Source organism: Micromonospora sp. NPDC051924 (assembly GCF_055586005.1).
The window spans coordinates 1-16,017 of record NZ_JBVJJA010000086.1 but is presented as its reverse complement, the minus strand read 5'-3'; the positions used below and the strand labels follow the sequence as shown (position 1 = coordinate 16,017).

Here is a 16,017-nt window from a genome sequence, read left to right as displayed (position 1 = left end):
TGCGATACACCACCCGAGACGCAGACGGATCCCGACGACGAGGCACAACCCGACCCAACACCACCCGTACGACAAGAATCGCCGGCCACCAACCCGGCGAACGTCAGTGGACACCGCACTAGCGGACTACCCTCGCCGGTATGTCCGACTCCCGCCTGCTGCGTATCGGTACCCGCAACTCCCCGATGGCGCTGGCCCAAGTCGAGCGGGTCCGCGCGATGCTCGCCGACCGGCACCCCGAGGTCACCGTGGACGTGATGTCGATGTCGACCAGCGGGGACCGATGGCACGGCGACCTGGCCGCACTGGGTGGCAAGGAGGCGTTCACCAAGGAGGTGGACGCCGCCCTGGTCGCCGGGGACGTCGACCTGGTGGTGCACTGCGTCAAGGACGTACCCGGGGACCGGCCGGCACCGGCCGGCACGGTGATGGCCGCCTACCTCACCCGCGACGACGTCCGGGACTGCCTCGTACACCCGGGCGGACTGCGCATCGAGCAGCTGCCCGCCGGCACCCGGATCGGTACCTCCGCGGTCCGGCGGGTCGCGCAGCTGGCCCTGCACTGGCCGCACCTGGTGCCGGTGGCCATCCGTGGCAACGCGAACAGCCGGCTGGCCAAGCTCGAGGCCGGCGAGACGTACGACGCGCTGCTGCTCGCGGTCTCCGGCCTGCAGCGGATCGGGCAGGCCGACCGGATCACCCACCCGATCGACGTCGACACGATGGTCCCGGCCGTCGGCTCCGGCACCCTGGTCCTGCAATGCCGCGACGACGACACCAGCACCCGTGACCTGGCCGCGAGCCTCAGCGACCCGCGGACCTGGCAGGAGACCGTGGCCGAGCGGACCATGTTGCACATCCTGCAGGGCAACTGTCACTCACCGATTGCTGCGCTCGCGCGCACCGAGCCCGACGGGCGCCTCGGCCTGCGGGCGAGGGTGATCAGCTTCGACGGCAAGACCGTGCTCGACGTGCACGAATGGGCGGCGGACCCGATCACCCTCGGGACCTCCGTCGCCGCGGCCCTGTTGCGCCAAGGCGCTCGTGACCTCCTCGATCTGCCTGCCCACGGGTCGGCCTGACCGACCGTCAGATACCGTCTGGTGGCTGCCGGACCGGCGGGCCGGGGCGGCCCGCACGCAGCGGGCCGCGCCTTCCCGCGCCCGGGGAAGCGTTGCCATGCCGAACACGCCCAGCCGGTGTCGGCGCCACGCGCGCCACCGCGACGAGATCATCCCCGCCCAGTTCACGGTTCGATGCGGTGACGGCACGGCAGAGGCGGCGGCCATCCTCGGCCGCCGCCCCCGCAGTTCGCGTTGCCGACTCCTAGGGGAAGAAGACCACTGCGAAGATGGTGCCCACGACGAGCCCGCTGACCACCGGGATGAAACACCTGCGGGCCAGGGCGATCACCGGCACCCGGGCGAAGCCGGCCACGGCGATGAGCGAAGACCAGGCGACGAGCGTGCCGCCACCGGACCAGATGTTGCCCATCTGACCGACGGCGGCGAGCGTCCCGGCGCTGATCCCGGCGGCCGGACCCAGGCTGCCCGCCAGCGATCCGGTCAGCGGCAGACCGGAGAAACCCGACCCCTCCAGGCCCGCGATCATGCCGATGAGCAGGATGCCGAAGGCCGCGATGAAGCCGCTGTGGGGGATGTGGCTCTGCGCCGCCGTGACCAGGTCGTACAGGAGCGCCGGCCCCTTAGTCGGGTCGGCGGTGCCGAGGATCTGGCCGGAGAAGTCGCCGTTGCCGATGAAGAAGAAGCCGGCGATCGGCAGCACGACGCCCATGGCCTTGAACGCGAACACCAGCCCGTCGACCACGTGCTCGGCGGAGCTCTCCAGGAAGCCCTTGCCGTCGCCGGCGAGCGACGCCAGGAACACGATGAGCGCCGCGATGCCGCCGACCAGGGCGGCGGCGTCGCCGCCCCGCAGGTCCGGCACGCTGTCGGAGACCTTCGCGACCACCATGTACACGATCAGCGCCAGGTAGGCCAGCGGCACGAAGATGGCGAAGAAGGTCGGTACCAGGGGGTTGCCGCGGTAGCCGTCGGCCGGCTCCTCGGTGCCGTCCCGCAGTTCCTCGTCGTACTCCTCCCGCAGCGCGACGCCGTGGCCGACCGTCGGCGGCCCACCCCGCAGGGACGGCACGTCGCCACCACCGGCCGGTCGGTCGCCCGCGCCGACCAGCTCGCGCTCCCGCTCGGTGACCGCCAGGTCCTTCACGCGTTCACCGCTGCCGTCCGCCGTCGCCTCCCACTCGGCGAGCAGGGCCGGGTCGGGTCGGCGCATCGTGCGGAACTCCATCAGGTAGGCGACCGCGAGGGCGACCCCACCGACGACGAGTGACAGCACCATGGCCCGATCGGCGACAACGTTCGGGTCCGCCCCCGCCGCCTTCGCCGACAGCCCCGGGGCCACCCGGATGACGTAGTCGGAGGAGAGCGCCATGCCCTGGCCGGCGATCGCCACCACCAGGCCGACGGCCATCGGCCGCAGACCCGCGCGGATCGCCACCGGGATGAGCACCGCGCCGATCAGCGGCACCGCCGGGGTCGGCCAGAAGAACAGCGAGATGAAGTACGTGACGACCACCAGCGTCCAGAAGGCGAGGTGACCGTTGCGCATCACCCCCCGGAACGGGGCGACCATCTTCCGGTCCGCGCCCATGGCCTGCAACGAGTGCAGCATCGCGGTCACGAGCGCGATGATCAGGAAGATGTTGAACAGGTTCGTGGCCGCCACGAGGCTGGCGTTGAACACCGCGGAGAGCCCGCGGATGATGCTGTGCGAGAAGACGAGCGCGGTCGCGAACGTCGCGACCACGGCCGGGACTACGATGTTCTTTCGGGCGATCATCGTCGCGATGATCACGACAACGCCGACGAGATAGACCCAGTGGGCCGCGGTTAACTGCATCTGCCACCTCACGGACTCTTGCAGTGGATTGCCCGTCAGACTCCGCGTGTTGCAAGGTCAGCGTCTATCACCGATGTGCACAGGCCGCCGGCCAAAGATTGTGCAGGGTGCCGTAGCATCGCACAACGGTCACGGAGCAGTCTCGAGCGGTATGTGACCTGCGCAGACGATCGGAAGGACGGGACGTGCGGGACACCCGGCCGCGCATTGCCGCCGCGCATTCGTTCGCCACCCCGGCCGACCCGGAGGCTCCGCCGCAGCGGAAGCAGGCGGGACTCGCCGTACTGCTAACCCTGCTCGGCGCGACGCTGCTCGGCACCGTCATCAACAACGTGCTGAACGTGCCGTTGCGGGACATCACCGCCGATCTCGGCGTCTCGCTCTCCTCCGGCGTGCTCGTGGTGAGCAGCTTCGTCCTGGTCCTTGCCGCTGGCATGGCGTTGAGCGGCTGGGTGGGCGACCGGTTCGGACGACGCCGGACGATCATCGCGTCCCTCGCCCTCATGGCGGTCGCCATGGTGGGGGCCGCGTTGGCCCCGTCGCTGCCCGTCCTCGTCGCGATGCGCGCCCTGCAGGGCATGGCATGCGCGGCCTATCCACCGGCGGTCATGGGCATGCTCGCCACCATCTACGGGCCGAGCCAGCGAGCCCGCACGATGAGCGCCTGGGCGGCCGCCAACGGGATCGGACAGGCCGTCGGCCCGCCGCTGGGCGGCCTGCTGGCCGACCTCGCCGGCTGGCGGGCGATCTTCTGGTGCCTTGCTCCGGTCGCCGTGATCCTGCTGGTCGCCACCGTCCTGTTGGTGCCGAACGACCGCGGGCACGCCACCGCGCTGCACTGGCCCGGGGCGGTGTCGCTGACGCTCGGCGCCGCGCTGCTGATGACGGCCGCCACCGCAGTCCCGCAGCACGCGGTGCCGGCCTGGCTCATCGTCACCCTCGCCGTGGCGGGTATCGGACTGCTGGCGGTCTTCGCCAACACCTCCGCCAAGGCGGCGGCGCCGATCATCCGGCCGCGTCTCATCGTCGAGTCGCGGTTCCTGCGCAGCGCGGTCGCCGCGTCCGCGCAGATGTTCTGCCTCGCCGCCACGCTCGTCGCGGTTCCGCTGTACGCCACGGGGACCCTCGGGCGGACCACCGCCATCACCGGCCTGCTGGTGCTCGCCCTGCCCGCCGCGATGGCGGTGCTGGCCCCCGTCGTCGGGCTGCTCAGCGAACGCGGCCGGCCCCGCTGGATCCTGCGTACCGGTCTGGTCCTGCTCGCCGCGGTGGAACTGCTGCTGGGGCTGTACGCCGGTAGCTCCGGCCGGAGCACCGTGCTGCTCGTCGCGCTGCTCCTCACGGTGGGTGTGGGCGTGGCCCTCGTCCAGACACCCTCCGCCGCCGGGGCGACCCGGTCACCCGCCGGCAGGTCGGGCGCCGCCCTCGGACTGTTCAACATGATGCGGTTCGGGGGGTCGGCGCTCGGCGCGGCCTGGGTGGCGGTGGTCTATCCCTACGGAAATCTGCTGCTGCTCTTCGCCGGCTGCACCGCAGTTGCCGTCGTCGGGTTGGTGGTCAGCTTCGTCGGCCCCGACCCGTCCCCGCTCGACACCGATCCGGCACCGCCGGTCCCTACGTCGGGTTGAGATCGCGGTCGACGGCCGTGACCGTCTCGGCGAGAAGGCTGAGCTTGTGCGCCAGCCACACCGCGAACTGGTGTTCGGCCTCCCGCAGGTCCAGTTGCAGCAGCCGCGAGGCGCGGTCGAGCTTGTAGAGCATCGTGTTGCGGTGGATGTGCAGTTCCCGCGCGGCGGCGTTGAGGTTTCCGCCGGACGCGACGTAGGCGATGACCGCCTGCTCCAGGTCGTTTCCGCCGGCGCGGGAGCCGCGGAGCGGGGCGAGCATGTCCCGAGCGAAGGCATGCCCCTGCGGGCTCTCGGCGAGCTCCACCAGCGTGGCGAAGACCCGCAAGTCCTGGAATCCGCAGACCCGGTCCACACCGAGCCGGTTGCGGATTCCGAGCGCGATGCGCGCCTCCCGGTAGCTGTCGACGATGCGGCCGGCGCCGTCGACGCAGCGCCCGTACGCCACGGCGACCTCGCGGTGGGTCCGGCGTTCCAACTCCGCCTGCAGTGTGCGCGCGAAGTCGGCCAGCGCCCGATCCTGCGCGTCCGGCGAGTCGCGGTGGCCGGCCGGGTCGATTTGCCGGACCACCGCGAGCACGTCGCCGACGACCGTAGCCAGGGTGTGCGCGCCCGTCCGGACGTCGAGGCGGGCGGCGTGCTGGGCCAGCTGGAACAGGGCCGCCGGGGAATCGGGGCTGCCGACCGAGCCGAGCTGGTTCGCGACGATCACCCCGTAGGTTGCCGCGACCGGAAAGGCGTAGTGTGCCGCCCGGGCTTCCAGCTCGTGCTGGTTCGAGAAACGGCCGTGCAGCAGCGCGTGGACGAAGTCGCCCCGCGCCCGCTCCTCAGCCTGCTCGATGCTGCGCAGTCGCAGCATCTCGGTACCGACGATGGTGGCGGCCTGCTCGACGACCACGCGGTGCTGCGCGATGTCGTGCGGGCTGGGTGGATCGGCCGACTCCACGATGACCACCCAGCCGTCGTGGCGACCGCTGAGCAGGATCGGATTCAGTACGCACGTCGCGCTGATTCCGCCGATCAGCAACGTGCGGACCTGGGGCCCGGCGTGCGGCTGCTCGGCAGCGGCCGGCCCTGGACCCGGCGCCCCCAGGCCGCCCTTGCGTGCGGCACCGTCCGGCGCTGCGCCGGACGCCTGCTCACGCAGCGCGTCCGCGACCGCCGCCGCCTCGAACACCCGCTCACGGCTGGGTTCGAACGCCAGGACTCGGTACTGCGCGTCGAGGATAGCCGCCGCGCAACCGGACAGCCGGGCCATCTGGTGCCCGAGCGCGGACAACCCGGCCCCGCGGTAGAGCAGCTCCACCAGCGAGCGATGCACTCTCAGGCCGTAGCGCAGCACGTGAGTGTCCCGGGCCAGGACGAGCTCCGCCACCAGCTCACTGAGCTGGCGGAAGCCGACATGCGCACCGACGTGAATCATCGGCAGGCCGGCCGGGGGATCGGAGAGATCATCGGCCCCGCCGGCGACGACGACGGCGGCGGCGACGCGGTGCTCGAGGTCCCGCAGCGCCGCCGGCCGCACCTGGTCGGCCCGGGCATGGACGACAACGCCGGGCAGGGGGCCGACACTGGCCTGGACCTCGTCCCACGGCAGGCACCAGGTGACGGCGGTGCCGAGTGTCTCGGCCGAGGCCGCCAACCGCGCCGGCCGGAGCAGACGTTCCTGCAGCAGGCGCCCCACCGTCAGCTGCTGCGGCTCCGCGTCGTCGGGCGGGCCGTCCTGAACAAGTACTCCCGCTGGGTCAGCCATGACAACTCCTTGGACAGGTTGCACAAGCTTCCCCCGTCGTAACGCGGCAGTCTAGCCATTGTTGGCGCTCTCCGCGCCCAGGCAGGCTGGTCGCACGGACCGCCCGCTGGTAGGGCAGAGGAGGCAAGGTGCACAGGATCTACCGAATCACGCTCGACGACGCGCTCCCCATGCTCGCCGCAGCTCGCGCAAAGGCAGAGGAGATCGGAGTGAAGCAGACGATCTGCGTCTGCGACGACGGAGGCCACGTGCTCGCCCTGCACCGGTTGCCCGGTGCCCGCCTCACCGGGGTCGAGATCGCCATGGCCAAGGCATTCACCGCCGCCGGACACGAGCGGGCGACCCACAAGTTCAACGAGCCGCCGAACGGCCCGGCGCTGCCGGGCAACGAGGCGTTCGGGATCAGCCACATGTACCCCGGAAAGTTCGCGATCTTCGTGGGTGGTTTCCCCATCGAGTACGACGGCCAGATCGTCGGTGCCGTCGGGGTCAGCGGCGGCAACGGTGAGCAGGACAAGGCCGTCGGCGCGGCGGCGTTGGAGGCATTCGCGAAGCACGTCGCGGAACTGGGACTCGGCGGCCAGCCGTAGCAGTTCCTCGTCGTCGACGTGCCGTTGTCGGACTCGGCACGTCGACGACAATGCCCTGAGCGAACCGTGCCCGCCACTAGCTGGGGTAGCGTCGCGAATCGGTGAGAACCAACGGGGCGTCGAGGACCACGACGGTCGCGGCGATCTCCGTGCTCGGGTCGTAATCCTTGAGGACGACGCGTACCGCAAGTCCGATCTTCTCTTTGAACTCCTGGGCGAGCCGCCGCTTGCCCTCGTCCAGCAGCGCGACGTCCACCTCACGGGTGATGCCGCGATGGGCGGGATCCAGTGCCGCGAGCGCCTTGACGCGCTGGTGCTGGGCGAGGATGAGGATGCGGTCCTCCAGGAGGTCGACTCGCTGCCGGCTCACACCGACGCCGGCAATGCCCTGGTTCACGGCGTTGTAGACGCGCAGAATCTCCTGCTTGAGCTCTCCGGAAGTCCGCGGCGGTGTGCTGGCTGAGCGATCCATGGCGCGACTCTAGTGAGCGCCGCACGGGCCGGTCGAGATCTTGACACCATCCGGCGGACGCCTGTATATAACACACACCTCTGAAGCGCTGTCCCACGGGTACGGGCCGACGAGGACGTCGTGATTCAACCGACGAACGGTCTAGGGAACTTCCGTCCCGAAGAGCCCGACAGCTGTCGCCGATGGCGGTTGGCGGTCTGCGCGCCTGTGCGCGCGCCGCCGAGTCCGAGCGGTGGCAGCTTTTGTGCTTCCGCCGCCACCAGATCCAGTGCCTGTGGCACTGACGTCAGCGGAAAGGCGGACCAGACACGTGACGAACGAGGCATTGCCGGAGACCTGTCCGACGGTGGCCGACGTGGTCGCGGCCCTCGACGGGTTGACCGGTGGCCGGGTTACCGCCCGCGAAGGGGGCGACAACCCGTGGGCGATCAGGAAGGACTCGGGAATTCCCGGCAAGGCGGTGACCGAGCGACCCGGCCTGGTGTGGGGAGAGCCCGACAAACCGGTGCGGCGACTCGCCGTCGCGATGACCATCACCGAGCATCACATCGAACTCGCGTACGCCGGCGGCGTCGACGCGATCGTGGCACACCACCCGATCGCCGACGCAGCGAGTTCCGGCGGGGTGGCCCTTGCCGACTATCTCTCCCTCTACGGTGTCGCGCTGCTGGAATGCCATGAGGCCTTCCATGGACTGCACCCCGGCATGGCCTACCTCCACGGCCATCAGCCCTTCCACGTCGACCCCGCGTACGGCGGGATACACGGGCTGGTGGTCATGGTCGGCCGGCCGCTGCCGGGCGTCACCACCATCGGCGACGTTCTCGCCCGGCTCGACGCCGGTCTGGAACGGTCCCTGGACCGGCGCATCCTGGACGGCGAAAGGGCCCTCCGCCAGTGCGCCGACCTGGTGGACAGCGCCACGGCTCCGGGAATGCGTGTGCTCTCGGGTGATCCCGAGGCCCCGCTCGGCGAGGTCGTCCTGCACGCCTTCCCGCACACCGGATTCAACGAAAAGCAGCTCGCCCAGCTGCTCGCGGAGCACCCGGCCATCTCGACGGTCATCTTCAGCATCAGCGCGGCCGCCCCCGACTCATCTGTGGTGGCGAGCGCGGCCGCGCGCGGACTCAACGTACTGGTGGGCAGCACCCACGCCTCGGAAGTCTTCGAGAACGGACTTCCGCTGGCGTTCGGACTGTCTGCCCTGCTGCCGAACACCGACGTTGTTTTGTTCCGGGACCGGGTCGTCTCGATCCCGATCAACAGCGTGGGCACGGGCGCGCTGCGCGAGTACGGGCGGTTGATGGCGCAGGAACACCTGCTACCACGCGCCGCGGCCGTACGCGCTCGCGCCGCCGCGACGACGGTCGCGGCCACACCCCTTAACCACTCCGAGCAAGCAAGCTAGGAGACAACCATGGAAATGACGCCAGCGCACTGGGTGTACCTGGCAGGTCTCGCTTCCCTCATCATCGTCATGGTCGCCCGGAAGAACGTCGTCGTTCCTGCCATCGCCGCGACGTTCCTCACCGCCGCGACGTTCACCGGCAGCGTGCCCGGGGGACTGGCGTCGGTGTTCCGCGCCAGCCTGGTGGCCGCCTCGGAGCTGTTCAACATCTTCCTGATCATCGCGCTCGTCACCGCGATGCTCGCCGCGCTGCGAGCCATCGGCGCCGAGCACCGCATGGTGGCGCCGTTCCGCCGGCTGATGGTGAACGGGCCGATCGCATACGTCGTCCTGTTCGTCGTCACGTACGTCTTCGCGCTGTTCTTCTGGCCGACGCCGACTCTCGCGTTGATCGCGGCCATCCTGCTTCCGGCCGCCATCCGGGCGGGGCTGTCACCGATGGGCGGGGCCATCGCCATCGCGATCGCCGGGCAGGGCATGGCGCTCGCCTCCGACTACGTCATCGGCGTCGCGCCCGGCCTCTCGGCAAGCGGCGCGAACGTGTCGGCCGATCTGATCGCCGACCGGGCCCTGATCCTGTCGTGGATCGTCGGCCTCGTCGCGATGGTGATGAGCTACCTGCTGACCGTGCGCCGCCGCCGTCCCACCCTGGCCGGGGCCGCCGAGGGCAGCGACGAGATGCTCACGAGCATCGCCGACGGCGCCGAACGCGCCCCGGCAGGCGTAGCCGCGGCCAGCGCCGGGGGCGGCACCTCCGATCAGCTCCGCCATGCGCTCGCGACGAAGCCACCCCGAGAGGCGCTGGCGGAGCCAGGCGCGGCGCCCGTCGACGCGGTGCTCGACAGCGCCGGGACCGACGAACGCGGCCGGGACTGGCGGGCGAAGCTGTTCGCCGTCGTCGTGCCCGTCTCCTTTGGCGTGCTGCTCGTCTACATGCTGCTCGGTCGGTTCACCGACCTGGTGACGGTCGACGACGGTGCCGGCGCGCCACTGGTCGGTGGCCTGGCGGCACTGCTGCTCCTCGCGGTTGCCCTCACCAGCGACCGGGTCCGCGCCTTTGAGAGCTGCGCGGAGCACATCGTTGACGGCCTCTCCTTCGCCTTCAAGGCAATGGGCGTCGTCATTCCGATCGCCGGGTTCGTGTTCATCGGCATCTCGGACTTCTCCGGTCGCATCATGGGACTGGCCGAGGGCACGACAGCGCCGGGATTCCTGTTCGACGCGATCCGCAGCGTAGAGCAGCACATCCCGCACAATCCGATCATCATCTTGCTCGCCGTCCTGCTGGCCGGCATGACGGTCGGGCTCGACGGATCGGGGTGGGCCGGATTGCCGCTCACCGGCTCGCTGTCGGAGGCCCTCAGCCCCCACGCCGGAGTCGACACCGCCACGCTTGCCGCCATCGCGCAGAACGGTGCGTCGTGGACCGGAGGGGGCACCCTGGTCATCTGGTCGTCGCTGATCGCCGTTGCCACATTCTGCGGGGTGTCCGTGGTGGACCTCGCCCGAAAGCTGTTCCTGCCCGTAGTCACGGGGCTGGTCGTCAGCGCGGTGGTCGCCGCCATCATCTGGTGACGCTCTGAACGATTGGTGCGGGACGTGCCGGCGCTGCTGCCACCCGAACGTGCAGCAGCGCCGGCATCACGACGAGCAACAAGCCCCAGGATCCGGCCTGCTCAGCCGGCCGGCCGCCGCCAACCGCCGCACGGCGGCCTCGTGCGGTACGGCGTGGCTGGTGCGGCCATTCACTCCGGTGGTGGTCGTGGCGACGAAGAGCGAGTTGAGCAGCGCCTCCTCGACCGAGTCCAGGACGGCGGCGAAGACCGGGTCGAGCTGCGAGTCGGGGATCGGCGGCCGGCCCGGTTCCACCGTGCTGAAGGCGATCGCGTAGTCGCCGCTGCCGTTGGTGTATGCGGCACCGACCCGGCCCATGGCGAAGACGGCCCGGCGGGCGAGCCGCCCGAGCTGCCGGGCGTCCAGGGCAGCGTCGGTGGCCACCAAGATCATGCACGAGTTGCCGGGCGGCTCGGTGCGGTCGGCCTGCGGGACCAGTTCGTCGACCGGCAGCGGGACACCCAGCACGGTCAGCACGCCGCCGAAGTTCGCCTGCACCAGGGTGCCGACGGTCACCGATCGGTCTGCGGCCCGTACCACCCGGGACGAGGTGCCGATGCCCGCCTTGTAGCCCAGTGCCGTGGTGCCGGTGCCGGCCCCGACGCAGCCCTCGGCCGGAGGCTCCGCGGACGCCCGGGCGATGGCGTCGAGCACGTGCTCCTCGCCGATCGGACGTCGACGGATGTCCGACAGGTGGCCGTCGTTGGTCTCGCCTAGCAGTGGGTTGAACGACCGGCCGTCCGGCCGGTGCTGCATCAGGTGGGTCAGCACCGCGTCCGCAGCCCGGAACACCGACAGCGTGGCGGTCAGGACGATCGGCGATTCCAGTACGCCCAGTTCGTCCACCTGCGTCGAGCCGACCAGTTTTCCGTAACCGTTGCCGGTGTAGACGGCCGCCGGCAGGGTCCACCGTTCGGGGCCGAGTTGGCTGGGCACCACCGCGGTGACGCCGGTGTGCAGGTCGGCGCCGTCGTCGATGGTGGTTTGCCCCACCAGCACGCCGGGGACGTCGGTGATCGCGTTGTGCCGCCCGGTCGGCAGTGCCCCGACGACGACGCCGAGGTCGCGGGCGCGGCGGCCGGGCTGCCTCATGACGCTTCCGACGAGACGGTCGTCGAGGTCGCCGGCTGGTCCTCGCCGCTGTCGACGCTCACCCGGACGGCTACCGGCGCGCCGGCCGCGTCCAGTTCGACGTGGACGGGGAAGAAGCCGTCACCCACGGACGTCATGGCGAACATGACCGATGCTCCACCGACCTCGATCGTGGCAGCCCCGTGCTCGGACGCGCGGACGCCGGCCATGACCTGCCAGTGGTGCGAGTGCGGGCGGAAATCGAAGGCGAACAGTCGTTCCGGTGCCGTCCGCCGGTGGTCGCGCAGTGCGACGGCCCGGGCGCGGGCCTCGTCGACGGGCAGGTCGAGCCATCCGTAGTGATCTTCGCCGGCTGTGCCGGTGCGGGTCGCGCCGAACTCGGCGGCGACCTCGGCGTCGTGCCTGCCCCAGAACACCACGTCGGCCAGGCCGTCGATCGGGTCGTCGTGGACCCAGGCCGCCAACGCGTCCGCGTCGGCGAACACCAACCGGGCGCAGTCGACACCGATCTCACCGAGCGGGCGGACGCCCACGGCCGGCTCGTCGCTGACCGCGATCCGAATGTGCGCCCAACCCCAGTCGCCGCTGGGCGTGGCGGTGACCGGGAGCGGACGGTCGGACGGCAGGCCGCCGACGGCGACGACGGACACGCCGCTGATCAGGAAGTCCAGATCGCCGCCGGCGATCGCGCGCCGGACACGTTCCCGGTGCGGGACCTGCCGCGGAAAGGGACGCAGCGCCGCCGCGTGGCCGTGCTCCCGGCAGTGCGCAGCGAACATCGAGGTGAACTCCGCGACCGCGTGCCGCGGGATGTCGTAGAGCGTCCGGCCGCACTGCCGGTCGAACGAGCGGGCGGCGGCGTCGGCGTCGGCCCCGACGATCTCGAAGTCGACGGCCGGCCCGAGGTCGGATCGTCGTACTTCCTCCGGGGCACGATCGCCGGACCACAGTCCGAGGTAGCCGCCATCCATCAGCACCAACTGCCCCGAAAGGCAGGTGATCTCACCGAGCCGTACTGTCGCCGTCACGGTCGCGGAGTCTAGGCCGTCGGTGACGACGACATCTCCCCGTGAGAGCCCGAGCCGGCCGCCGAGGGGCGCCTGAATGGCCGTCCCGCGGCTGCTTCCTCGTCATACCCCAGCGCGCCGGCGGTAGCGGGCCATCTTGTCGCGGCTGCCGCAGACGTCCATGGAGCACCAGCGGCGGTTGCCCGCCCGTGAGGTGTCCAGGTAGAGCAGCGTGCACGTGTCGCTGGAGCATTGCCGCAGGCGGCCCGCGTCGGGACCGCCGAGCAGGCCGATGCCGTCGCGAGCCACGAACGCCAGCAGCCCGCCGGCGGTGGGTTCCACGAGGCGTTTCGCCGTACCGTCCGCCGCGAGCCGGACCGCCGGTGGCGCCTTGGCCGCCCAGCGGTTCACCACGTCGATGGCCCGCCGGTCGAGTGGCTCCTGGCAGGCGCGGCCGCACATCAGCTGGTAGAGGGCCTCGCGCAGCTGACGGGCGCCGGAAAGGGCCGAAGTGGAGACCGGCACGGTGATGTCCGTCAGGCCCGCTTCGACGAACCAGCGGGCGAGATCGGCCGGGGCAGGGATGCGTTCGACGCTGGGGTCGCGCCACCGTAGACCGTGGGTCGCGGTGAAGTCGACCGAAACCCGCCCGCCGACGAACCGAAAGGCCTCCTCATCCTGAAACACTACCCGATGATACCGGTTCAACCGGTAACCGAGATCACTCCGGCGACGCTGTTGTGTTACCGGCTCGACTAGTAACGTCCCGGCGCATGAGGATTCTTGTCATCGGGGCGGGCGCGACCGGAGGCTACTTCGGAGCCCAACTCCAGCAGGCCGGCCGCGACGTCACCTTCCTGGTTCGGCCCAAGCGCGCCGACGTGCTGCGCGAGCGCGGGCTGCGAATCACCGGCCTGGGAGCCGAGACCGTGCTCACGCCACGGTTGCTCACCGCAGCCGACATCGACGGGCACTACGACGTGGTTCTCGTCTCGGTGAAGGCCACCGCGCTGCCGGCGGCGATGGACGACGTCGCCGCCGCGGTCGGCCCACGTACCACGGTGATCCCGTTCTTGAACGGCATGGCGCACATGGACGCGCTCAACGCGCGATTCGGCGTGGACGCCGTGCTCGGCGGCGTGGTCCGCGTCCTCACCACGCTCGACGCCGAGGGCGACATCGTCCGGCTGGGCACCCTCGCCGAGATCGTCATCGGTGAACAGCAGGGCGGTACGTCGCAGCGCGTCGAGTCGATCGCCGAGGTGCTGTCCGGGACGGGTTTCGACTTCGCCGTCTCGCCGGACATCCGCCGGGCCATGTGGCACAAGTGGGTCTTCATCAGCACCCTCGGCGCCCTCAACACCCTGGCACGCGGTTCTGTCGGCGACGCCGTGGCAGTCCCCGGAGGCGACCGCCTCGGCCCGCAGATCGCCGCCGAGGCCGCGGCCGTCGCCGCGGCGGCCGGATATCCCATGCCGAAGCCGGCCCTCGACAACGTCCAGGCCTTTGTGACCCGGTCCGGCTCGACCGACACCGCCTCCCTCTACCGGGACCTCATCGCCGGGCAGCCGACCGAGGCCGAGCAGATCTTCGGCGACCTCACGGCACGCGCCCGAGCGCTCGGCGTACCCACGCCTCTGCTGGACGCCACGACGGTGGCCCTGCGCGTGCACGAACAGCGCCTCACCGGCGAATAACGTCCGGTCACCCAGGATCAGCCGCCGCTTGGCACACGTCTGTCGCCCCTGGCGAGGGGTCGGGCCGGGCGGGGAGCGGCCGGCAGGGCCCATCCACGGGGCGGTAAGGGGCCTGCCCGCCGACGTTCCACTCGTTCCCCGCAGGCGATTCCGGCATCTCGGTCAGCCGAGCGCGCTGCGGACCGGGCATCCGAGCCAGCGGTTGGACGCCGCTGGTCACCATAGGGGCATGGGTAGATGGCAACGCCCGTACTCACTCGACATCGCGACCGGCTTCGCGGTCCTGGGCCTGTTCGCGGCGGCTGGGTTCGCTGCGTTCATCGTGATCATTTATGTGCGCGAGGGGATGCCGACGCCGGCGGCGATCTACTTCGGGGTGTGGCTGCCCGGTGCCGTCGCCGTCATGGCACGGCGAACGATGCTCGGGGTCTACGTCAGTGATGGCGGCATCCGGTCCCGGTCGCTTCTGCGTACGACCACCGTGCCGTGGGCGTCGGTGTCCGACATCCGCAGCGGCACGGCCAGCATGGCGGGCCTCGACATGGGCCGCGTCGCGATCGTCATCGAACGAACCGATGGGCTGTCCATCCAGACCCCGCTACAGCGCGGCGACCTTTTCCGGCCGTTCACGTTCCGACCCGAATTGGGCCGGCTGGCCACCTGGCCGGAACACTATGACGAGATCCTGGCAACCCTGCAGGCCCGTCTCCGCGACGCCCAGCGCCACCAGGAGGCGACGCCCCACGGGCAGCGGACGGAGTCCCCCGCCGCCGGTGCCCGGTCGACGAGCCCGTCCGCCGGAGCCAGCCGGACGCGCAGGGGCCCCGATGCCCTCACCGTTGAACGGCGGCGCGACATCCACGCGTTGACCCGGCAACATCAGCGTGGCGCCCTCACCGACGCCGAGTACGCCGCGGAACTGGCGAAGATCGACGGCGTCGACTAGGTCGACGCCGTGCCCCAGCGCCCGGATGTCCAGCGCCACCCACCCGACGTCAAGGCCACTACCGCGTAGCCTGCCGCGGTTGGTCGGGTGGGTGGCGACGATGTGGGGCCGGCGGGCCAGCCAGCCGAGAGCCACTCGTGCTCCGCGGTCGTGGCAAGGGTCAGGAGACCGCGGCCTTCACCAGCTCGACGACCTTCTTCTCCACCGCGGGGCTCCACTTCTGCAGCGCGTACGACACCGCCCACATGTCCCCGTCGTCAAGGTTGGCCGAGTCCTGGAAGCCCAGGGTCGAGTACCGGTAGTTGAACTTGCCGGAGTCCTGGAAGAACAGGACGATCTTGCCGTCCGCGTTGGCGTAGGCGGGCATCCCGTACCAGGTCTTCGGCGACAGCTGCGGGGCGGTGGCCGTCACCGTCATATGGACGCGCTCGGCCAGCTCACGGTCCTCCGGCGCCATCTGCGCGATCTTGTCGAGGACCGCCTGCAGCTCGTCGGCCTTCTTGGCGCCCTTCTTGCCCTCGGTGCGCAGCTCGGCGGCGCGCTCCTTCATCGCGGCGCGCTCCTCGGCGCTGAAGCCGTCGGACACGGTGGAGGTCTTCGCGGACATTCTCGGGCTCCCTCTTTCGGTGCACGGCTCGGCGTGGTGCCGGCCGTCTGGGAGAAAGGCTAGGCGCGACGAGGCCCCGGGTGCTTCTTGATTCCTGATCGAGCTGCACGCAGTGACAATTGACGATCTCTCCGCCCTAAAGGACGGAGATTCCCTCCGCGCTGCGCGTGGAGCACGCGGCGTCCTGGCGGATTCCTGCTTCCCCGCGCGGTGCCGGCACGAGTGCCGGTCTTACCTGCGCTCCACAGGCGTTTGAGTTGTCCCAGCGTCCCTGGGCCAACACG

General features: G+C 70.7%; 14 protein-coding genes. 7 read left to right on the top strand and 7 right to left on the bottom strand.

Annotated features, from left to right (window positions below; all coding sequences use genetic code 11):
• The first annotated feature begins 140 nt into the window (after positions 1-140).
• Positions 141-1,082: a hydroxymethylbilane synthase gene (gene hemC, locus ACZ6S5_RS33865; protein ID WP_466006368.1), complete on the top strand. Its 942-nt coding sequence runs from the start codon at positions 141-143 to the stop codon at positions 1,080-1,082.
• 244 nt (positions 1,083-1,326) lie between these two features.
• Here the strand turns inward: hemC and ACZ6S5_RS33860 are convergent, their stop codons facing one another.
• A complete protein-coding gene (locus tag ACZ6S5_RS33860) occupies positions 1,327-2,922 on the bottom strand; it encodes a hypothetical protein (protein ID WP_466006367.1) in 1,596 nt (531 codons plus the stop codon).
• A 185-nt stretch (positions 2,923-3,107) separates the two neighbouring features.
• On the opposite strand from ACZ6S5_RS33860, the gene ACZ6S5_RS33855 reads away from it, so the two are divergent.
• Entirely contained in the window at positions 3,108-4,550 is a 1,443-nt protein-coding gene (locus ACZ6S5_RS33855) for an MFS transporter (protein WP_466006366.1), read from the top strand.
• On the opposite strand, the gene ACZ6S5_RS33850 is transcribed toward ACZ6S5_RS33855, so the two are convergent.
• Entirely contained in the window at positions 4,537-6,300 is a 1,764-nt protein-coding gene (locus tag ACZ6S5_RS33850) for a PucR family transcriptional regulator (protein WP_466006365.1), read from the bottom strand. The two genes, ACZ6S5_RS33855 and ACZ6S5_RS33850, sit on opposite strands and share 14 nt — an antisense overlap.
• 128 nt (positions 6,301-6,428) lie before the next feature.
• Here ACZ6S5_RS33850 and ACZ6S5_RS33845 point away from each other — a divergent pair, with 128 nt between their 5' ends.
• Positions 6,429-6,890 carry a GlcG/HbpS family heme-binding protein gene (locus ACZ6S5_RS33845; RefSeq protein WP_265006073.1) on the top strand — a complete coding sequence of 154 codons (462 nt, stop codon included), beginning with the start codon at positions 6,429-6,431 and terminating at the stop codon, positions 6,888-6,890.
• A 76-nt stretch (positions 6,891-6,966) separates the two neighbouring features.
• Here the strand turns inward: ACZ6S5_RS33845 and ACZ6S5_RS33840 are convergent, their stop codons facing one another.
• The gene (locus ACZ6S5_RS33840; protein ID WP_466006364.1) at positions 6,967-7,362 is read right to left on the bottom strand and encodes a Na-translocating system protein MpsC family protein; all 396 of its coding nucleotides are present in this window, start codon (positions 7,360-7,362) and stop codon (positions 6,967-6,969) included.
• A 310-nt stretch (positions 7,363-7,672) separates the two neighbouring features.
• Here ACZ6S5_RS33840 and ACZ6S5_RS33835 point away from each other — a divergent pair, with 310 nt between their 5' ends.
• A complete protein-coding gene (locus tag ACZ6S5_RS33835) occupies positions 7,673-8,770 on the top strand; it encodes a Nif3-like dinuclear metal center hexameric protein (protein WP_466006363.1) in 1,098 nt (365 codons plus the stop codon).
• Positions 8,771-8,779: 9 nt separating this feature from the next.
• Positions 8,780-10,345 (top strand): hypothetical protein, encoded by a 1,566-nt coding sequence (locus tag ACZ6S5_RS33830; protein ID WP_466006362.1) that lies wholly within the window; start codon positions 8,780-8,782, stop codon positions 10,343-10,345.
• 66 nt (positions 10,346-10,411) lie between these two features.
• Here the strand turns inward: ACZ6S5_RS33830 and ACZ6S5_RS33825 are convergent, their stop codons facing one another.
• The 3 genes from ACZ6S5_RS33825 to ACZ6S5_RS33815 all read right to left on the bottom strand — a co-directional run bounded on the left by ACZ6S5_RS33825 (position 10,412) and on the right by ACZ6S5_RS33815 (position 13,191).
• Positions 10,412-11,476 carry a P1 family peptidase gene (locus ACZ6S5_RS33825; protein ID WP_466006361.1) on the bottom strand — a complete coding sequence of 355 codons (1,065 nt, stop codon included), beginning with the start codon at positions 11,474-11,476 and terminating at the stop codon, positions 10,412-10,414.
• A complete protein-coding gene (locus tag ACZ6S5_RS33820) occupies positions 11,473-12,504 on the bottom strand; it encodes a hypothetical protein (RefSeq protein ID WP_466006360.1) in 1,032 nt (343 codons plus the stop codon). Before ACZ6S5_RS33820 ends, ACZ6S5_RS33825 begins: the two co-directional genes overlap by 4 nt.
• Before the next feature lie 102 nt (positions 12,505-12,606).
• Positions 12,607-13,191, bottom strand: coding sequence for a CGNR zinc finger domain-containing protein (locus ACZ6S5_RS33815; protein ID WP_466006359.1), 585 nt, complete (start codon positions 13,189-13,191; stop codon positions 12,607-12,609).
• A 65-nt stretch (positions 13,192-13,256) separates the two neighbouring features.
• Between ACZ6S5_RS33815 and ACZ6S5_RS33810 the strand changes: the two genes are divergently transcribed.
• On the top strand, positions 13,257-14,180 hold the full coding sequence (locus ACZ6S5_RS33810) for a ketopantoate reductase family protein (RefSeq protein WP_466006358.1): 924 nt from the start codon (positions 13,257-13,259) through the stop codon (positions 14,178-14,180).
• A 229-nt stretch (positions 14,181-14,409) separates the two neighbouring features.
• Positions 14,410-15,126, top strand: coding sequence for a PH domain-containing protein (locus ACZ6S5_RS33805; RefSeq protein WP_466006357.1), 717 nt, complete (start codon positions 14,410-14,412; stop codon positions 15,124-15,126).
• Positions 15,127-15,286: 160 nt separating this feature from the next.
• Here ACZ6S5_RS33805 and ACZ6S5_RS33800 read toward each other — a convergent pair whose 3' ends face one another.
• Positions 15,287-15,733, bottom strand: a complete 447-nt coding sequence (locus ACZ6S5_RS33800) for an iron chaperone (RefSeq protein ID WP_466006356.1) — start codon at positions 15,731-15,733, stop codon at positions 15,287-15,289.
• Positions 15,734-16,017 lie beyond the last annotated feature (284 nt).